Source organism: Sinorhizobium arboris LMG 14919 (genome assembly GCF_000427465.1).
GTDB classification, from domain to species: Bacteria; Pseudomonadota; Alphaproteobacteria; order Rhizobiales; family Rhizobiaceae; genus Sinorhizobium; species Sinorhizobium arboris.
In genome coordinates this window covers 507,228-525,072 of record NZ_ATYB01000014.1, presented here as the reverse complement: position 1 = coordinate 525,072, position 17,845 = coordinate 507,228, and the positions used below count along the sequence as shown (strand labels likewise).

Here is a 17,845-nt window from a genome sequence, read left to right as displayed (position 1 = left end):
ATACATGACCTACCGCTTTCCTCGCACTATAGGATGTGTCGCGGGCGTACGCTTGCGGTTAAATCGCATTGATTGCTTGCATCGAGGGTTCAGAGGGAATTGTAAATGAGATTTCATGCCAAAAGGCTGGCCGCGCTCACGGTCGCGGCCACAGCTCTTCTTTTTGCCGGAACTGCTTCGGCATTCAGCCCGGCCGATATTGCCGGCGTGGCCGAAAAACGTTCTGACATCATTCGAGTCGCCCAGCCGAAGAAGCCTCCGCAGAAGTACTGGCGCACCAAGGTTCGCTTCCGCACGGACGAGGCTCCCGGCACCATCATCGTCGATACCAACAGCAAGTATCTCTACTATATCGACGGCCCGAACCGGGCGACGCGCTATGGCATCGGCGTCGGCCGCGACGGATTCGGCTGGTCCGGTGTCGTCAAGGTCGGCCGAAAGGCCGAGTGGCCGAGCTGGACGCCGCCAGCCGAGATGCGCGTGCGAGAAAGAGCCAAGGGCCGGATTCTGCCCATCACACAGCCGGGGGGCATCGACAATCCGCTCGGCGCCCGCGCGCTCTATCTCTACAAGGGCGGCCGCGACACGATCTTCCGTATCCACGGCACCAACCAGCCCTGGACCATCGGTCAGAACATGTCCTCGGGCTGCATCCGGATGATGAACGAGGATGTCGAACACCTCTATGAGCGCGCCGGCGTCGGCACGAAGGTCGTCGTCATCGGCCCCGGCAGCAAGCCGGGCGACACCTATTTCGACGATCGCGGCGTCGACATTTTCCGCACGATTTTCGGCGGTTGATGGCCTAAGGGAGGCCCGCACTGGCAGGATTCCTTCGACGCCCGGTTTACGCCGCGTGTGGCCCCTCATCCCGCTGCCGCGACCTTCTCCCCGTCTGACGGGGAGAGGGAACAAGCGGCTGCGCTAGCGATTCTCCGGTATCGATGAGGAGGCGGAGCGCGCGGCGAGTCCCTTCGCCCCGCTTGCGGGAGAAGGCGCCGGCAGGCGGATGAGGGGTCTGCTCCCCCCCTGACTGTCACAACCCCGCCGGCTTCGGGCCGCCATAGGCCCAGTCGAGCAGCTCCACGGTGTGCAGAATCGGTATCTCCGTGCCGCTGGCGATCTGCGTAATGCAGCCGATATTCCCGGTGGCGATCACTTCAGGCTTGGTCGCCTCTATATTTCTGACCTTCCGCGCCTTCAGCTTCGCCGAGATCTCAGGCTGCAGGATGTTGTAGGTTCCGGCCGAACCGCAACAGAGATGCCCCTCCGCCGGCTCACGCACCGAAAAGCCCGCCCGTTTCAGGAGCTGCTTCGGCGCCGAGGTGATTTTCTGTCCGTGCTGCATCGAGCAGGCGGAGTGGTAGGCGACCGCGAGGTTCCGTGGCTCTTGCTCCGGCAGGTCGAGGGTCGCAAGATATTCGGTGACGTCCTTGGCCAGCGCGGAAACCCTCGCAGCCTTGTCCGCATAGGCCGGGTCGAGCCGCAGCATATGGCCGTAATCCTTGATCGTGGTGCCGCAGCCGGACGCGGTAATGATGATGGCGTCGAGTCCATCCTCCTCCGCCGCCTTCAACCAGACATCGATGTTGTGCCGGGCGGCCTTCAACGCCTGTTCCTCCCGTCCCATGTGGTGGACGAGCGCCCCGCAACAGCCCTCTCCCGCCGAAACGACCACCTCGATCCCTTGTGCCGTGAGAAGACGGATCGCGGCGTCGTTGATCTCAGGCCTCAGTACCGGCTGCGCACAGCCGGTAAGCAGGGCGACGCGGGCGCGCGGCGTGCCCTTTGCCGCATAGACGGCCGGCTTTGCCGCCCGCGATATCGGCAGTGCGCTCGGTGCCAGATCCAGCATGACGCCGAAAGTCTTCAGGAAAGGAACCCGCTTCAGCAATCCGGCGAGCGGGCGCGCAAGACCGGCAGCCCCGAGCGCCAGGCGGAACCGGGACGGATAAGGAAGCGTGGCGGCAATGACGGAGCGGGCGAGCCGGTCCCTGAACGGTCGCTTGTAGGTCTTGTCGATATGGACTCGGGCATGGTCGACGAGATGCATGTAATCGACACCCGACGGACAGGTAGTAAGGCACGAAAGGCACGAGAGACAGCGGTCGATATGCATGACGGTCTCGCTATCTGCCGCGCGGCCGTTTTCGAGCATGTCCTTGATCAGGTAGATACGCCCGCGCGGACTGTCCAGCTCGTCGCCGAGAACCACGTAGGTCGGACAGGTGGCCGTACAGAAGCCGCAATGCACACATTTGCGCAGGATCGTTTCCGATTCGGCGACATGCGGGTCGGCGAGTTGCTCAGGGGAGAAATTGGTCTGCAACCGGGTACTCCATGTGGCGCCTTGCGGCGTTGGAATCACTTTGATCTTCGTTGGACCGGCCGGAAATCGCGAGGATCGATGCTCGTCGTCTTAGACCGATCTTTTGGACCGTACGATGGCGGAAAGCCCTTTCGCCTAGTTCGGGATCAACGCTGCTACCCGCCCCGGATTCAATATGCCCGACGGGTCGAAACGGGCGCGGATGCGTTCCGACAATTGTGCGACAGCCGGGGGCTGAGGCTCAAGGGCCGGGATGCGGCCGCGCGTCTCCTCGTCCGCACGCAGGAGCGCCGCATGCCCGCCACCGACCGCACCCACATAGCGGCGGAGCAGATCCGCCTCCGGATCGGCCTCCATGCGCAGCCAGACCAGGCCGCCCTGCCAGTCGTAGAAAGCGTCGACGCCGGTCTGCAGGCGCAATGCGGCGNCGAGCCGATGGCCCGCGGAAGGGGCGACCGAGACGCGCCACAACGGTCGCCTGGTGCCGTCTGCAAAGGGCTTCACGTCGCGGATTTCCGTCCAGAGGGTTTTCGTTTGCGCCTCGTCAAGCTGCGAAATCGGCCCGAAACGGGAGAGCTTTCCGCCAAGCTTCTCCGCCCTTATGGCAACTGATGCCGACAGCCCTTCGAGCCGCAGAACCGTCGCAGCACCATCCGGCAAGGCGCCGTCCAGAAAACGGCTGCGCACGCTTTCCGGCAGATGCGCCGCACCCGACACCTCCACCGGCTGCGCCATTGCCTCGGCCATCACCGCGGCGGCCTCCGCATCGTTCAGCCCGGAGACGACCACGGTCGCGGCCGCTGCGGGCAGTGGCAGCACCTTGAAGGTGACTTCGGTCAGAATGCCGAGCGTGCCGTAGGACCCCGCCATGAGCTTGACGAGATCGAGCCCGGTCACGTTCTTCATGACCCGGCCGCCAGCCTTGATGGGCTCTCCCCGGCCGTTGACGAAGCGCACGCCGAGCAGGCTGTCGCGGGCGGCACCGGCGACATAGCGGCGGGGGCCCGAGACATTGGCGGCAAAGACTCCGCCGATCGTCGGTTCACCCGCCATTGCGAAAATCGGCCGATGATCCATCGGTTCGAAGGAGAGCATCTGGCCCTTGGCACGCAGCGCCGCCTCGACCTCGGCGAGCGGCGTTCCCGCAAGCGCACTCATGGTCATCTCCGCCGGATCGTAGGTGACGATGCCGGACAGGCGTCTGGTCGAGAGCGTTCTGTCCGCGCGCACGGGATTGCCAAGACCTGCGCGCGTACCTCCGCCGACAACGGCGAGTGTGACGCGCTCGGCCGCCGCGGAACGCACGACGGAGGCAATCCCCTCCTCGCTTGCCGGTTCGAAATGAACGATCATGTCGCGTTCCGCCCTTCGAGCGGAAAGACTTTCGACGGGTTCATGAGCCATTGCGGATCGAACGCGGCGCGCACCGCCATCTGCTGGCCGAGATCGGCCCTGTTGTACTGGTAGGGCATCAGATCGCGCTTCTCGATCCCCACGCCGTGTTCGCCGGTCAGGCAGCCGCCCGCCTCGACACAGAGCTTCAGAATGTCGTTGCCCGCCGCTTCCGCACGGGCCGCTTCGTCCGGATCGTTGATGTTGTACAGGATCAGCGGATGCATGTTGCCGTCGCCGGCATGGAAGACATTCGCGACGCGCAGGCCGTAACCGGCGACGATCTCTCCGGTCCGCTGCAAGACATGGGGAAGCTGGCTCAGCGGCACCGTTCCGTCCATACAGATATAGTCGGCGATCCGGCCGGTTGCGCCGAATGCCGACTTCCTGCCTTTCCAGATCAGTGCCGCTTCCAAGGCCGACTGCGATTCCTTGACCGTCACCACCCCGTGGCGGCGAGCGATCTCGATGATGCTTGCAAGCATCGCATCCATCTCAGCCTCGGAGCCTTCCACTTCGACGATCAGCAATGCCTCTGCATCGAGCGGATAGCCGGCCTTGGCGAAGGCTTCGCAAATCTCGATCGCCGGCTTGTCCATGAATTCGATCGCGACGGGGATGATGCCCGATCCGATGATATCGGCGACGCAGGCACCGGCGGACTGGGAGGAAGCAAATCCGAAGAGGACGGGACGCACGCCTTCGGGTTTCGCAATCAGCCGCACCGTCGCCTCCGTTACGATACCGAGCTGCCCCTCCGAACCGCAGACGAGACCAAGCAGGTCGTATCCCGCGGCATCGAGCGACTTGCCGCCGAGTTCGATCACGGTGCCGTCGAAAAGCACCATCTTGACACCCAGAAGATTGTTGGTCGTGACCCCATATTTCAGACAGTGTGCGCCGCCGGAATTCATCCCGATATTCCCGCCGATCGTGCAGGCGAGCTGCGAACTCGGATCCGGTGCATAGAAGAAGCCGTCGGGCGAAACCGAATCGGAAATATTGAGATTGGTCACGCCCGCCTGAACCGTCGCCGTGCGGTTGAACAGGTCGATATCCAGAATGCGGGACATCTTCGACAGTCCGACCACGATCGCGTCCTCCTGAGGAATGGCGCCGCCTGAGAGCGAGGTGCCGGCGCCCCGCGGCACGACCGGTATGCCGTAGCGGCTGCAATATTTGAGGACCGCGGCGACCTGCTCGGTGGACTCCGGCAGAGCGACCGCGAGCGGCATCCGCCGATAGGCGATAAACGCATCCGTCTCGAACGGCTTGAGCCCGCGCTCCTCACTGATGAGGCAGCCTGCGGGGAGCAAGTCGTCAAGGTCGGCGACGATTTCCCGCCGGCGGTCGAGAACAGCCTGCCTGGGCTTTAGAAAGCCTATCGTCTCCGGCATGAGCGCCTCCCATTGCAGCAAAGTGGTATTTTTTGCTTACCACCGGAGCATCATGCGTTCAAACGAACGCGTCACGGACGCTCGAGAATTTTAGCAACTAAAGCGGCATGAGGAGAACTGCGGGCGGTTTTCCGTCCGTATCCCGCTTCAACTCCTTGAAACCGATGAGCTTCATGATCTTAGGTCCGCCCGGCCGAAAATCATCGTGACCTTGGACGAACGCCGGGCAAATGTTAATGATCTTTTCGGTTTGGGAAACAATGATCAAGATTGATGACGAATCTAGGCGATCTCGAAATATTCGCGCGGGTGGTGTCGACCGGCAGCATGTCGGCAGCGGGCCGCGCGCTCGGTTTTTCCGCGGCCGTGATTTCCAAGCGCATCAAGCGGCTCGAAGACAGGCTCGGCACGCGGCTCCTGCAGCGCACGACGAGGCAGATCTCCCTGACCGAGGCCGGTCAGGGTTTCTATGACAGGGTTCTCGGCATCCTCGCCGGCATCGAGGAGGCGGAGGCCTATGCGTCCGGCCGCTCCTCCCAAGTCCAGGGAACGCTGCGTATCTCCGCACCGACCTCCTTCGGCCGAATGCACATCGCGCCGCATCTGACCGGCTTCATGAAGGACCATCCCGACCTGAAGCTGCACATCGTTTTGACCGACGATTTCACCGATATCGTCGCAGAAGGCTTCGATCTCGCCATCAGGATAGGCGAACTCAGCGACTCGAGCCTCGTTGCCCGCAAGCTAGCTCCGGTGCGCCGGCTCCTCTGCGCGGCACCGAGCTACGTAGCACGCCACGGAGCGCCGCAAGAGATCGGCGAACTCGCGCATCACATCTGCCTGCCGGCGCACAACAACGACAACTGGAAGCTGGAGGGGCCAGACGGCAGCCTCTCCTATCGGCCGGAGGGACCGCTCGTCACCAATTCGTCGGAAATCATCCGCGAAGCGGTGATCGCCGGCGCCGGCATCGCGCTACGGTCCACCTGGGATATCGGCAAGGAACTGCGGGAGGGACGCCTCGTTCAGGTGCTGCCGCAATGGGAAGGATCGCACAGGCTGACGCTTTCGGCCGTCTATCCGAGCCGGCAATTCCTGCCGGCAAAGGTGCGGCTGTTTATCGACTATCTCGCCGCGCTCTACGGCCCGGTGCCCTATTGGGAGCAATAGCCGGCCTTTGAAACTACGCACTTGCGCACGGAGGTCCAATGGGCACGTTTGCCGAGGACTTCAACGATGCTCGTCATGGTGCCGGCGGATGCGCCGAACGATCAGCCAGACCCCGGCCACCGCAACGGGAACGGCGAGGCCCGTGAGAAGACCGGGATCGACTGGAACCTCGTGACTGACGGCCTTGGCGACATAGCCGAAGAGCCCGACGACATAATAGGAGATCGCAGCGACCGACAGGCCTTCGACGGTCTGCTGCAGGCGCAACTGCAGCTTGGCGCGCCGATCCATCGAATTCAACAGTGCGCTGTTCTGCCGTTCGAGCTCGACGTCGATCCAGCTTCTCAGGAGAGCCGTCGCGCGGGCGAGCTTGCGCGAAAGGTTCGCCTGCCGCTCCTCGACCGACTGACAGGTGCGCATGGCCGGCGCCAGCCGGCGCTCCAAGAAGGTGCCGATTGTCTCGTAGCCGGGCACCGGGGTCTCGGAGAGCGTCCGGATGCGCTCCTGGACGATGCCGTAATAGGCGCGGCTGGCGCCGAAGCGATAAAGGCTGAGGGCGGCACCGGCCTCGAGATCGGCGGCAAGGCGGGTAATCTCCGCCAGCATCTCGTCAGCCTCCTCGCGGACGTTCTCCTTCATGCGCTGCGTCACCGCCGTCAGGCCGTCCTCGGTGCGGCGAATTTCCGGCGAAAGCGACTGCGCAAGCGGCAGGCCGAGAATGGCCAGCGTGCGATAGGTCTCAATATCGAGCAGGCGCTGCACCAGGGCTCCTGTTCCGGCCTCGGTCATGCCGCGGTCGATGATCAGAATCTGGGTGAGCCCGTCGCCGTTCTGGCGAAAGTCGGTCAGGAGCACCGCCTGACCGTTCTTGGTTTCGCTGTAACAGAGGCTCGTGGGATCGAAGGCCCCGATCGCCTCGCGAGTCTCCGGAGTATCGGGACGGATTTCCAGACGAATCCCGGAGATCAGCGATCCCGGCGGCGAAAAGCCGTCGCCGAACGGGTGGATCGGCACCTCGCCGCCGAAGCTCTCCGGGGCGGGCGCGTCCCAGAAATAAGTGGAGAATTCCGTGTGCCGCTCCCAGCGCAGCGTTCCCTGTCCCCAGGGGATCGCGTGGTGATTGGCGTCGCGGCCCGGAGGGGTGATGCCGCGCGAGCGCGACAGCTCGGACATCACGGCGTGATCGACGATCGAGCCGCCCTCCGTCATGAAGGCGAGTTGAAAGATGACGCGCGGAGTCGTCACCAGGGCATAGGGCCGCGAATGGACCTCGCCCAGCGCCTGGGCGCGCAAGGGCGCCACCGGAAATGCAAAACTGCCCTTTGGCATGAAGCGCTTCATCCCCCTCACGCGTTCATCATCGTCTTCTTATCAACGGATAAGGTAAAATGAACAGGACGCTTTGACGCAGCTCGGTCTTTGTCACACCCCCGCAAAGTGGACAATCAATTTGACCACTTGTTGGGTCCTGTTAGATTGCCGCGTGGAAGCGGATGCGGGCGGAACCTGTGCATAGTGCCCTTCGCGCTCCGGGAGATACGTGTGACCGAAGACCAGGACGACCTCTATGCCCGCATCAGCCACAGCCGGACGGCTGACGAGGTCGTGCAGCAGATCGAGCTTCTGATCCTGGAGGGCGTGTTGCGCGACGGCGACCGCCTTCCGGGCGAGCGGGAACTCTCCCGGCGCTTCGACGTGTCGCGACCGATCCTGCGGGAGGCACTGAAGGCGCTGGAGTCCCGCGGTCTTGTCGAAAGCCGGCATGGCGGCGGCACCTTCATCGCCGACGTGGTCGGCCAGATCTTCTCCAAACCCTTGATCGAGCTCATCGGACGCCACCACAAAGCGACGCAGGACTATCTCGAATACCGGCGCGAACTCGAGGGTTTGACGGCGGAACTGGCGGCAACCCGAGCAACCGACATCGACCGCGACATCCTGACCCGCGTCATCGAGCGCATGCGCGCCGCGCACAAAAGCGGTGACTTCGCCGAAGAGCTCGAAGCGGATATTGAACTGCACAACGCCATCGGCGACAGCGCTCATAACATCATCCTGCTTCACACCCTCAGGGCCTGTTACAGGCTGCTGACCCAAGGTATCTTCTTCCACCGCAATTCCGTCTTCGGAGCGCCCGGCGCGCGAGACCAGCTTCTCGCACAACACGAGGCGATCTATGCGGCGATCATGGCCGGCGATCCGCGAACCGCCAAGGCCGCCGCGCAAAGCCACATCGATTTCGTCGCCGCAGCAGCGCGCGAGGCCGAGCGCAGCGGCGAGTGGGCGCGCATTGCCCGTCTGCGCCTGCAGCAGCGCGACCGTTCGGGTTCCTGACCTGTCCGCACGCGCGGCGAGCGCCAAAGCAACGGGTCGCGTGCTCCTCGGCAAGATTTCCGCCGCTTTCCTGCATATGGACCTATCGAGCGGTGATTCCGACGGAACCGCGACTCGGCGCTTTGCGTTAGTTGGCTAAGCTACGCCGCCCCGAAAGATGAGCGGGCGGAGCGTTTCGAGTTTCAATGAAGCAGCGGAACGCTCTAGCGCATTTACAGCGGCATGCGAGGGTTCATACTTGCGTTGCGCAACGGTAATCACTGATTCGTTGAGGAGTATCTGGAATCTTGAACTTTCTGCACCGGCTCGCTTCTGATGTACAACTCATGCTGCGCCGCCCGGCGCGTATGCAGTATGCGGCGCTGTGCTACCGGCTTGCCAAAACGACGAATGCGCCGGAGATCCTGGTAATCACCAGCCGCGACACCGGCCGTTGGGTCATCCCCAAGGGATGGCCGATGCAGGGCAAGCAGGCGCATGAAGTCGCCGAGCGCGAGGCCTATGAGGAGGCCGGCGTGCAGGGCAAGGTGCAGAGGGCCGCCATCGGCGCATATGTCTACCAGAAGCGGATGGACCACGGCCTGGAGATCTCCTGCAAGGTGCAGGTGCATGCGCTCGAAGTCGAGGGTTTTTGCAAGAACTTCCCGGAGAAAGGCAGCAGGCGGCTCGAATGGGTCGACTACCGTGAGGCGGCAAGGCGCGTTGCAGAACCTTCTCTGAAAGAACTTATCCTCAACTTCGGCAAACGCCTCGATCCCGACCCGGAGCCGCGGCCGAAGGCCTCCAGCAACTGACGGCGAGGCGGAGACGCCCACGGCACCTTGCGACGACCGGCCGAACGCGCAAAGGTCGCTGCGGGCCGCGACGCGCAGCGGTCTTCCGTCCGGAATTGCAACTCCGCGTTTCGGAGAGATGCGGAAATGCTCCGGGGGGAATCCGGCAGCAGACAGCGCTCCGGTCGCAACCCTCGCCCCTCTCTTCAATTCCGCTTGAATACGCCCGTCTGTGCCGCTACTGCCGAATGGCACAGTTGGAGAACAGTCATTGGCCAAGTCGCGACCGCGCCTCGAAAAGCTGACGCTCGACAAGGATCTCGACAAATTCAGCCTTGCCGAGGAGGCGTCGCATCACGTCATGCGCAGGTCGGCTGCTCCCGGGCTCGCCGCTCTCTTCCTGATCCTCAGCATGGGCTTTGCGGCGAGCTATTTCACCGGCGCCTCCGGTGCGGCCGTGGTGGTGGCGGCAGCGGCGGTGGCGGGCTACATGGCGATGAACATCGGCGCCAACGACGTCACCAACAACGTCGGGGCGGCCGTCGGTGCAAAAGCGATATCGATGCCCGTGGCGCTGGGGATTGCCGCCGTGTTCGAGATCGCAGGCGCGTTGGTCGCCGGCCGCAAGGTCACGCTTACCATCGAAGCCGGCATCGTCGACGGAACGCAACTGGTCGGCGCCGAGGGCCTGGTCTGGGTGATGCTGTCGGCTCTTGTCTCATCGGCTATCTGGATCAATATCGCGACCTACTCGCGTGCGCCCGTTTCGACCACCCATTCGCTTATCGGTGGCATTATCGGCGCAGGCGTCGCCGCCGCCGGGCTTTCCAGCGTCAAATGGTGGGCAATCGCCGGCATCACGGCAAGCTGGACGGTTTCACCCCTACTCGGCGGGGTCATTGCCGCGCTCTTCCTCGCCTTCCTCAAGGAGTTCGTCATCTACCGCGATGACAAGATCGACGCGGCACGGCGCTGGATGCCGGTCGTGCTCGGCGTCACTGCGGGCTCCTTCACGGCCTATGTGGCGGTCTTTGCCATCGACCATCTGGCTCTTGTCCCGCTTCCGACCGGCCTGTCGATCGGCGGGCTGGCCGGGATTCTTTGCTACATAGCGTCGAAGCCCTGGATCCGCCACCAGTCGAAAGGTCTTGAAAACCGCAACCAGTCGCTCCGCAAGCTGTTCCGCCTGCCGCTCATCTTCTCGGCCGCCCTGCTTTCTTTCGCCCATGGCGCGAACGACGTCTCCAACGCCATCGGTCCGCTGTCGGCGATCGTCTCGGCCGTCGACGGCGTGATATCGACCCCGGACTCGGAGGCGCCTTTCTGGGTCCTGCTCATCGGTGCGCTCGGAATCTCGGTAGGGCTTCTGCTCTACGGTCCGCTGCTCATCCGTGTGGTCGGCGAGGAAATCACCCGCCTCAATCCGATGCGCGCCTTCTGCGTGGCGCTGGCAACCGCGGTGACGGTTCTGCTCGCCTCGGCTCTCGGCCTGCCGATCAGTTCCACACACACGGCGGTGGGCGCTGTCTTCGGCGTCGGCTTCTTTCGCGAGTGGTACACGCGCCGCTCGCAACGGCGCCTCGAATATGTCCGGCGGAAGACGGGTCAGACCGAATTCATGGAAAAAGGCGAGACCAATTTTGCGGAAGTGCGCCGCCGGCGCCTGGTGCGGCGCTCCCATTTCCTGACGATCATCGCCGCCTGGGTCATCACGGTTCCTGTCTCGGCGCTGCTTTCGGCGGTCCTCTACCTCATCCTCTCCGGCCTGTTTCTTTAAGGTATCCGAATGCGCGCCAATTTCCGCATGCAGCGACTGTTCATCGAGAGCCCGCTCAACGCCGGAGCGGAACACGAGGCCACCCGGGAGCAGTTCAACTATCTCATCAACGTTCTGCGCCTCGGTGAGGGCGCATCGCTTCTGGTCTTCAATGGCCGGGATGGCGAATGGCGGGCGGAGATATCCATGCCGTCGCGCAAGCGCGCGGTTCTCGTCGCTGTCGAGCAAACGCGCCCGCAGCCGCCCCCTTGCGACCTCGTCTACCTGTTCGCGCCGCTCAAGGTGGGGCGGCTCGATTATCTCGTGCAGAAAGCGGTCGAGATGGGTGCCGGCGTCCTGCAGCCGGTCATGACGCAGCATGTTCAAGGCAGGATCGGCAGCCTCGAACGGGTCCGCGCCAATGTCGTCGAGGCGGCCGAGCAATGCGGCGTGCTGGGCATCCCGGCCGTGGAGGAACCTCGCAAGCTCGAGGAACTCCTCACGGTCTGGCCGCGCGACCGGCGCATCGTCTTTTGCGACGAGGGGAACGAGAGCCAGAATCCCCTGCCGATCCTCAACGGGATTGCCGAACGCAGGCTGGCGCTCCTGATCGGGCCGGAAGGCGGATTTTCGGAGGGAGAGCGGGAACTGCTGCACAGTCTCGATTTCGTGACGTCGATCCCTCTCGGACCGCGCATCCTGCGCGCGGACACGGCAGCAGTAGCTGCAATGGCCGTCATTCAGGCGACGCTCGGCGACTGGCGATGAAGCGTCCATCCGCTTGCCCCTAGTTTTTTTGAGGGCATCTTGAAAGAAATTGACTTGCGCCGCACTTGATTACGGTTCAAGCACTCCATCCGCTCCCGCTGACCCCGCGGGAGCCGCCCAGGCAAAGAAGACGAACATGGCCCGAGACACCACCGACCAGACGCCGGTTACCTCCGTTGCTGAACTGACCGCCTATCTGGCATCGGGATCGAAGCCGAAGGAGAAGTTCCGGATCGGCACCGAACATGAGAAGTTCGCCTTTTTTAAAGCGGACAACAGCCCGGTGCCCTATTTCGGCGAGGCCAGCATCCAGGCGCTCCTGAACGGTATGGCCGAAAGGAACGGCTGGGAGCCGATCATGGATGAGGGCAATGTCATCGGCCTTGCCGAGCCCTCGGGCAATGGGGCGATCTCGCTCGAGCCGGGCGGACAATTCGAGCTTTCCGGCGCTCCGCTCGAGAACCTCCATCAGACCTGCAGGGAATCCAACCAGCACCTGGCAGTGCTTCGGGAAATCGCCGAACCGCTCGGAATCCGTTTCCTCGGCATCGGCGGCAGTCCGAAATGGAGCTTCTCCGAGACGCCGCGCATGCCGAAGTCGCGCTACGCCATTATGTCGCGCTACATGCCCAAGGTCGGTTCCAAGGGCCTCGACATGATGTACCGCACCTGCACGATCCAGGTTAACCTCGACTTCTCCTCGGAAGAGGACATGCGGCGGAAGATGCAGGTCTCCCTGAAGCTGCAGCCGCTGGCCACCGCCCTCTTCGCAAGTTCGCCTTTCACCGACGGCAGGCCGAACGGATTGCTTTCCTGGCGAGGAGACATCTGGCGCGACACCGACAATCAGCGCGCAGGCCTGTTGCCGACCGCCTTCAATCCGGACTTCGGCTTTCGCGACTACGTGGAATGGGCGCTCGACGTCCCGATGTATTTCGTCGTGCGCGACGGGCACTATCATGACTGTACGCACGTCACCTTCCGCCAGTTCATGAACGGAGCGCTGAAGGGCGAAATCGCCGAGTGGCGGCCGACGATGGGCGACTGGACCAATCATCTGTCGACCCTCTTTCCGGACGTCCGTCTGAAGCGCTTCCTGGAAATGCGCGGGGCCGACGGCGGCCCGTGGCGACGGATCTGCGCCCTGCCGGCATTCTGGGTCGGCCTGCTCTATGATGATGAGGCCCTGTCGGCTGCCGAGGCATTGACGCGCGACTGGAGCTACGAGGAGGTCCTGGCGCTCAGAGATGCGGTGCCAGCCAAGGCGCTCGCGGCCGAATTCCGGTCGAAGCCGCTTTTCGATGTCGCGCGCGAGGTTCTCGCCATTTCGCGCGACGGCCTTAAGCGCCGCAACCAACTGAACGGGGACGGCATCGACGAGAGGCAGTTCCTGGCACCGCTCGACGAGGTGCTGGCGAAGAAGGCGACGCTCGCGGAAGACATGCTCGCCCTTTACCGCGGCCGCTGGAACGAATCGGTCGAACCGGTTTTCACCGATTACCAGTATTGAGCGAGGCGCTCGCTCCGCCGCGCGGACGCCTCACAAAAAGCGGTTTCCAGCCCTTCAATTCCCGTTATAGTGCAATGACATGCGTCGTTCGCCCGGGAAGGAACGCCAATGGCACCGCTTTTTGACATGTTCGCGCAGGCGCAGAACGGCCACGCCATCGAACTGATGGCCAAGCAATTCGGGCTCGCGCAGGAGCAGATGGCGAAGGCCACGGCCGCGCTGATGCCCGCATTCTCCACCGGCTTCAAGCACAATGCCACGAACCCCTACGACTTCGGCGCGCTGCTGACGGCACTCTCGACTGGCAATTACGCCAAGTATTTCGAAGACATGAGCCAGGCGTTCACGCCCCAGGGCGTCGCCGACGGCAATGGCGTTCTCGGGCAGCTCTTCGGCTCGAAGGAGATGTCGCGCGCGATCGCGGCGCAGGCGGCACAGGTGACGGGGATCGGTCAGGAGATCTATAAGCAGATGCTGCCGGTGATGGCGAGTACGCTGATGGGCGGGCTTTTCAAGCAGACCACGGGGCAGATGAGCGGCGGGCTCGCAGACAATCCCATGATGACACTGATGCGGCAGTGGATGGAGGCGACGGGCTTCGCAAAGAAGCCCGAACCGCAGCCCAATCCCTTCGACAACCCATTCACCCAGGCGATGCAGGGTTTCTTCGGCATGGGGAAGACGCCGGAAAACCCGAAAGCCGAGGAGCTCTTCGCCGGCAATCCATTCTTCAAGGCGTATCAGGAGATGATGGCGCGCGCCGGGACGGCTGAGAAGGCGCCGGCGGAGAATCCTGCTTTTTCCCAGTTTTCGCAGGCGATGAACAGCCTCTTCGACAGCGGCCTGGAGATGCAGAAGGAATATCAGAAGAGCATCGACGCGCTTTTCGAGAGCTACAAGGGCGGCTCGGACGGCAAGGCGTAGAAAAGACAACTGCCCCTCATCCGCCTGCCGGCACCTTCTCCCCGCAAGCGGGGAGAAGGGACAAGCGGCGAGCGCCCGCTCCAAAGTCCCCTCTCCCCGCATGCGGGGAGAGGGTTAGTCCTCGGGTTAAACCCGAGGAGAGGGGCAGACATTCCTTGAGGGGCCCCGTGAGGAGCAATAAAAAAGCCCGGTACACGTCTTGGCATGTACCGGGCAAGCAGCAGGGTCTATTGGCTCATACCCTGCGGGGAACTTTTAGCTAGGTGCCGCCGGCACCATCCGAATATCGCGGCATGACCCGCGCGCGGCGAAAGCTTTCGCAGATCATGCCGCATTGGCGCATCCGAGGCGGCGGAAAGCGCCAATGAAGAGGTCAATCGTGGCGAACTCCCCTGTAGAAGAGATTCGCCCGGTTGCGTGAGGCGCGCGTCAGATAACTGCCCGTGTCTTCGAAGAAGGCTGAGGTCAGCGCCTCGCGCAGGTCTTCTCGTTTCAAACCCATGTCCAGCAGCTGGCGGTCGTCGAGATCCTGAAGGCGGGCGATCTGGCACCGATTTCGATACAGGCGCCAAACGGCCGACAGCACGCCGATGATGCCTGTCGCGCGGGTTGCAGGCGACTGCCTGTTCGCGACGAGACCGAAACCGGAGGCGTGTTGGGTCGTGCGCATGACGGAACTCCTTTTCGCGGGCACGAAGAAACCCGTCCCTGCAGGAAGGTCTTTCGCAGGGGCAGGCCGAAATACTTTTGGCTAACCGGCGACTATCTTTGCCGGGAAGATCGACGTGATTTGCGGATTATCATTCGCAAATCCTTATTGATCAGTCCAACGAATGTTTTTAATGATATTCATCAAACAATCTTATAGGTATTGCCGCCATGTCCGCACCGCTCGATATTGACCAGTTGCAGACCTTCGTAGCCATTGCAGATACGGGGAGCTTCACCAGGGCCGCCGACCGTGTTTTCAAGACTCAATCCGCCGTTTCGATGCAGATGCGTCGCTTGGAAGAACGGATCGGCAAGCCGCTTTTCATGAAGGATGGCCGGGGCAACCGGTTGACCGTGGACGGCGACAGGCTCCTCAACTTCGCGCGGCGGATGATCCGCCTCAACAACGAGGCGATCGCCTCCTTCGACGACAACCGCCTCGAGGGAACGCTGCGGATAGGCACGCCGGACGACTATGCGGACCGCTATATGCCCGAAATCATCGTCCGCTTCGCCAAAACCCATCCGAATGTGGAGCTCTACATCGTTTGCGAGCCTTCGGTGGACCTTGCTGAAAAGATGGCGAAGGGCGATCTCGATATCGCGCTCGTCACGCACAATCCGCGTGCGCGGGCTTCCGACGTCGTTCGAACCGAGCCGCTCTGCTGGGTAAGCTCCATCAACCACCCATTGCCCGAGAACGCTCCGATTCCGCTTGCGGTCGGACGGCGCGACTGTCAGTGGCGGCAGGCTGCCTGCGCGGCGCTCGATGCAACCGGCAAGGAATACCAGATCCTGTTCACGAGCTGGTCTTCGACGGTCGTCGCGGCTGCGGTCCTCGCCGGGATGGCGGTATCCGTACTGCCGGAGTCGGCGCTGCGGCCGGGCATGAAGGTGCTGACGCTGGCCGACGGCTTCCCGGCACTGGCGCCGGTGCAGATCGGCATCATGAAGCGCCCCGGCCTTTCGCCGTCGCTGTCGAACGCGATCACCAATCACATTACCGCCTGCCTCGACAACATCACGCCGATCACCGTCAACGACGATCTCGAGGGCGATCTCAAGGGCTATCCCCGTTACCCGCGCCTCAGGCAGAGCCATATGCTGCCGGGCTGGTGAGCTGCCTTACGCGTCTCCTCCAATGACGAAAGCCACGCCTTGCTGAGGCGTGGCCTTCGTTTTCATCGGGAACGGTCGCCTGATTACTCGGCCGCCGTGCTGATCGTGTCCGCCTCGTAGGCGTGGGCGGTCTTCAGCGCCTGACGGACGCCCGACTCGTAATCCGGGTGAACGCGAGCGAAATGGATGAGCTGCCGTTCGACAATCTCGCCCGGAACGCCGCCCATGGCAGCCGCGATGTTGGAGAAGAGGCGCAACTTCTGCCCTTCGTCGAAGAGGTCGAACAGCGCGCGAACCTGGACATAGTCGTCATTGCCGTCGCGGTGGTCGTAGCGGGACATGTCGCCGTCTATTCTGAGCGGCGGCTCCTTGGCGAGCGGCTGCTCAGCCGGGCCATTGAAGGAATTCGGCTCGTAATAGGCGTCCGGATTGGCGGTGCGAATGCCGCCATAGGTGTTCATCTGGCCATCGCGATGGTAGTGGTGAACCGGGCAGCGCGGCTGGTTGACCGGGATGTGCTCGTAATGCGTGCCAAGGCGATAGCGATGGGCATCCGCATAGGAAAAGATGCGGGCCTGCAGCACCTTATCCGGCGAGAAGCCTATGCCGGGAACGATGTTTGAAGGCGAGAAGGCTGCGTTCTCGATCTCGGCGAAATAGTTTTCCGGATTGCGGTTCAGCTCCAGCACGCCGATCTCGATCGGCGGGTAGTCGGCATGCGGCCAGACCTTCGTCAGGTCGAACGGGTTGTAGGGCGTCTTCTCGACGTCGAGTTCCGGCATGATCTGGACCTGAACCGTCCAGCGCGGGAACTCGCCGTTCTCGATCGCGTAGAACAACGCTTCCTGATAGCCCTCGCGCGTCTTGCCGATGATCGTTTCGCCTTCTTCGTTCGTAAAGAACTTGTGTCCCTGCTGCGTCTTGAAGTGGAACTTGACCCAATAGCGCTCGCCCGCTTCGTTCCAGAAGGAATAGGTATGAGAGCCGTAGCCGTTCATGTGCATCGGCGTCTGCGGCAGGCCGCGGTCGGACATCAGGATCGTCACCTGGTGCAGGCTTTCCGGCGACAGGGACCAGTAGTCCCACATGGCGGTGGCGGAACGGAGATTGGTCTTCGGATGCCGCTTCTGCGTATGGATGAAGTCCGGGAACTTGTAGGGGTCGCGGATGAAGAAAACGGGCGTATTGTTGCCGACGAGGTCCCAATTGCCCTCCTCGGTGTAGAACTTCAGCGCGAAACCGCGGACGTCGCGCTCGTGGTCGGCGGCGCCCTGTTCGCCGGCAACGGTCGAGAAGCGGGCCAGCATCGGCGTCTCGGCGCCAGGCTGGAGACACTTCGCCCTGGTGTATTGCGAGATGTCGCCCGTGATCTTGAGCGTGCCGAAGGCACCCCAGCCCTTGGCGTGGACGACACGCTCCGGAATGCGCTCGCGGTTCTGATGCGCCAGCTTCTCGATCAGCTGGTAATCCTGCAGCATGATGCCGCCACGCGGCCCTGCCGTCAGCGAATTCTGGTTGTCCGGCACCGGCGCCCCGGCGGTGGTGGTGATCGTCGGACGATCTGTCATCACATCCCTCCTGTTTCAATATTTCGGCTTCCGAAGCCCGTTGAGGACCGTGACGGCTGAACGGCAGCAGCCACGATCCGCACCGCGCATGGAA

15 protein-coding genes are annotated in these 17,845 nt (G+C 62.9%); 9 read left to right on the top strand and 6 right to left on the bottom strand.

From position 1 onward, the window contains the following. The first annotated feature begins 105 nt into the window (after positions 1-105). Positions 106-801 (top strand): L,D-transpeptidase, encoded by a 696-nt coding sequence (locus SINAR_RS0113620; protein WP_027999605.1) that lies wholly within the window; start codon positions 106-108, stop codon positions 799-801. 235 nt (positions 802-1,036) lie between these two features. On the opposite strand, the gene glcF is transcribed toward SINAR_RS0113620, so the two are convergent. From glcF to SINAR_RS0113605, 3 genes are all read right to left on the bottom strand, one after another. Beyond that, positions 1,037-2,368 carry a glycolate oxidase subunit GlcF gene (gene glcF / locus SINAR_RS0113615; RefSeq protein ID WP_033057410.1) on the bottom strand — a complete coding sequence of 444 codons (1,332 nt, stop codon included), beginning with the start codon at positions 2,366-2,368 and terminating at the stop codon, positions 1,037-1,039. 96 nt (positions 2,369-2,464) lie between these two features. Beyond that, positions 2,465-3,682 carry a glycolate oxidase subunit GlcE gene (gene glcE / locus SINAR_RS0113610; protein ID WP_027999603.1) on the bottom strand — a complete coding sequence of 406 codons (1,218 nt, stop codon included), beginning with the start codon at positions 3,680-3,682 and terminating at the stop codon, positions 2,465-2,467. Beyond that, positions 3,679-5,118: an FAD-binding oxidoreductase gene (locus tag SINAR_RS0113605; RefSeq protein WP_027999602.1), complete on the bottom strand. Its 1,440-nt coding sequence runs from the start codon at positions 5,116-5,118 to the stop codon at positions 3,679-3,681. Before SINAR_RS0113605 ends, glcE begins: the two co-directional genes overlap by 4 nt. Positions 5,119-5,391: 273 nt before the next feature. On the opposite strand from SINAR_RS0113605, the gene SINAR_RS0113595 reads away from it, so the two are divergent. Beyond that, positions 5,392-6,288 (top strand): LysR family transcriptional regulator, encoded by an 897-nt coding sequence (locus SINAR_RS0113595; protein ID WP_027999601.1) that lies wholly within the window; start codon positions 5,392-5,394, stop codon positions 6,286-6,288. 60 nt (positions 6,289-6,348) lie between these two features. Here the strand turns inward: SINAR_RS0113595 and SINAR_RS0113590 are convergent, their stop codons facing one another. Then, positions 6,349-7,617, bottom strand: coding sequence for a DUF3422 family protein (locus SINAR_RS0113590; protein ID WP_027999600.1), 1,269 nt, complete (start codon positions 7,615-7,617; stop codon positions 6,349-6,351). A 213-nt stretch (positions 7,618-7,830) separates the two neighbouring features. On the opposite strand from SINAR_RS0113590, the gene SINAR_RS0113585 reads away from it, so the two are divergent. From SINAR_RS0113585 to SINAR_RS0113560, 6 genes are all read left to right on the top strand, one after another. After that, positions 7,831-8,622 (top strand): FadR/GntR family transcriptional regulator, encoded by a 792-nt coding sequence (locus SINAR_RS0113585; protein WP_027999599.1) that lies wholly within the window; start codon positions 7,831-7,833, stop codon positions 8,620-8,622. 287 nt (positions 8,623-8,909) lie between these two features. Further along, entirely contained in the window at positions 8,910-9,416 is a 507-nt protein-coding gene (locus SINAR_RS0113580; RefSeq protein WP_027999598.1) for an NUDIX hydrolase, read from the top strand. Positions 9,417-9,666: 250 nt separating this feature from the next. Beyond that, on the top strand, positions 9,667-11,172 hold the full coding sequence (locus SINAR_RS0113575) for an inorganic phosphate transporter (RefSeq protein ID WP_027999597.1): 1,506 nt from the start codon (positions 9,667-9,669) through the stop codon (positions 11,170-11,172). 9 nt (positions 11,173-11,181) lie between these two features. Continuing rightward, positions 11,182-11,919 carry a 16S rRNA (uracil(1498)-N(3))-methyltransferase gene (locus tag SINAR_RS0113570; RefSeq protein ID WP_027999596.1) on the top strand — a complete coding sequence of 246 codons (738 nt, stop codon included), beginning with the start codon at positions 11,182-11,184 and terminating at the stop codon, positions 11,917-11,919. 136 nt (positions 11,920-12,055) lie between these two features. Beyond that, on the top strand, positions 12,056-13,429 hold the full coding sequence (locus SINAR_RS0113565; protein ID WP_027999595.1) for a glutamate--cysteine ligase: 1,374 nt from the start codon (positions 12,056-12,058) through the stop codon (positions 13,427-13,429). A 108-nt stretch (positions 13,430-13,537) separates the two neighbouring features. Continuing rightward, on the top strand, positions 13,538-14,353 hold the full coding sequence (locus SINAR_RS0113560) for a DUF937 domain-containing protein (protein ID WP_027999594.1): 816 nt from the start codon (positions 13,538-13,540) through the stop codon (positions 14,351-14,353). A gap of 373 nt (positions 14,354-14,726) precedes the next feature. Here SINAR_RS0113560 and SINAR_RS0113555 read toward each other — a convergent pair whose 3' ends face one another. After that, positions 14,727-15,023, bottom strand: a complete 297-nt coding sequence (locus SINAR_RS0113555; protein ID WP_027999593.1) for a DUF1127 domain-containing protein — start codon at positions 15,021-15,023, stop codon at positions 14,727-14,729. Between the two features lie 209 nt (positions 15,024-15,232). On the opposite strand from SINAR_RS0113555, the gene SINAR_RS0113550 reads away from it, so the two are divergent. Further along, entirely contained in the window at positions 15,233-16,183 is a 951-nt protein-coding gene (locus SINAR_RS0113550) for a LysR substrate-binding domain-containing protein (protein WP_027999592.1), read from the top strand. A gap of 83 nt (positions 16,184-16,266) precedes the next feature. Here the strand turns inward: SINAR_RS0113550 and katA are convergent, their stop codons facing one another. Further along, a complete protein-coding gene (gene katA / locus SINAR_RS0113545; RefSeq protein WP_027999591.1) occupies positions 16,267-17,751 on the bottom strand; it encodes a catalase KatA in 1,485 nt (494 codons plus the stop codon). Between the last annotated feature and the right edge of the window lie 94 nt (positions 17,752-17,845).

Excerpts from the sequence above, each read along its gene's own strand:
- SINAR_RS0113620 (WP_027999605.1), top strand. The coding sequence starts at position 106 with ATGAGATTTCATGCCAAAAGGCTGGCCGCGCTCACGGTCGCGGCCACA.
- SINAR_RS0113605 (WP_027999602.1), bottom strand. The coding sequence starts at position 5,118 with ATGCCGGAGACGATAGGCTTTCTAAAGCCCAGGCAGGCTGTTCTCGAC.
- SINAR_RS0113595 (WP_027999601.1), top strand. The coding sequence starts at position 5,392 with ATGACGAATCTAGGCGATCTCGAAATATTCGCGCGGGTGGTGTCGACC.
- SINAR_RS0113590 (WP_027999600.1), bottom strand. The coding sequence starts at position 7,617 with ATGCCAAAGGGCAGTTTTGCATTTCCGGTGGCGCCCTTGCGCGCCCAG.
- SINAR_RS0113570 (WP_027999596.1), top strand. The coding sequence starts at position 11,182 with ATGCGCGCCAATTTCCGCATGCAGCGACTGTTCATCGAGAGCCCGCTC.
- SINAR_RS0113565 (WP_027999595.1), top strand. The coding sequence starts at position 12,056 with ATGGCCCGAGACACCACCGACCAGACGCCGGTTACCTCCGTTGCTGAA.
- SINAR_RS0113560 (WP_027999594.1), top strand. The coding sequence starts at position 13,538 with ATGGCACCGCTTTTTGACATGTTCGCGCAGGCGCAGAACGGCCACGCC.
- SINAR_RS0113555 (WP_027999593.1), bottom strand. The coding sequence starts at position 15,023 with ATGCGCACGACCCAACACGCCTCCGGTTTCGGTCTCGTCGCGAACAGG.
- SINAR_RS0113550 (WP_027999592.1), top strand. The coding sequence starts at position 15,233 with ATGTCCGCACCGCTCGATATTGACCAGTTGCAGACCTTCGTAGCCATT.
- katA (WP_027999591.1), bottom strand. The coding sequence starts at position 17,751 with ATGACAGATCGTCCGACGATCACCACCACCGCCGGGGCGCCGGTGCCG.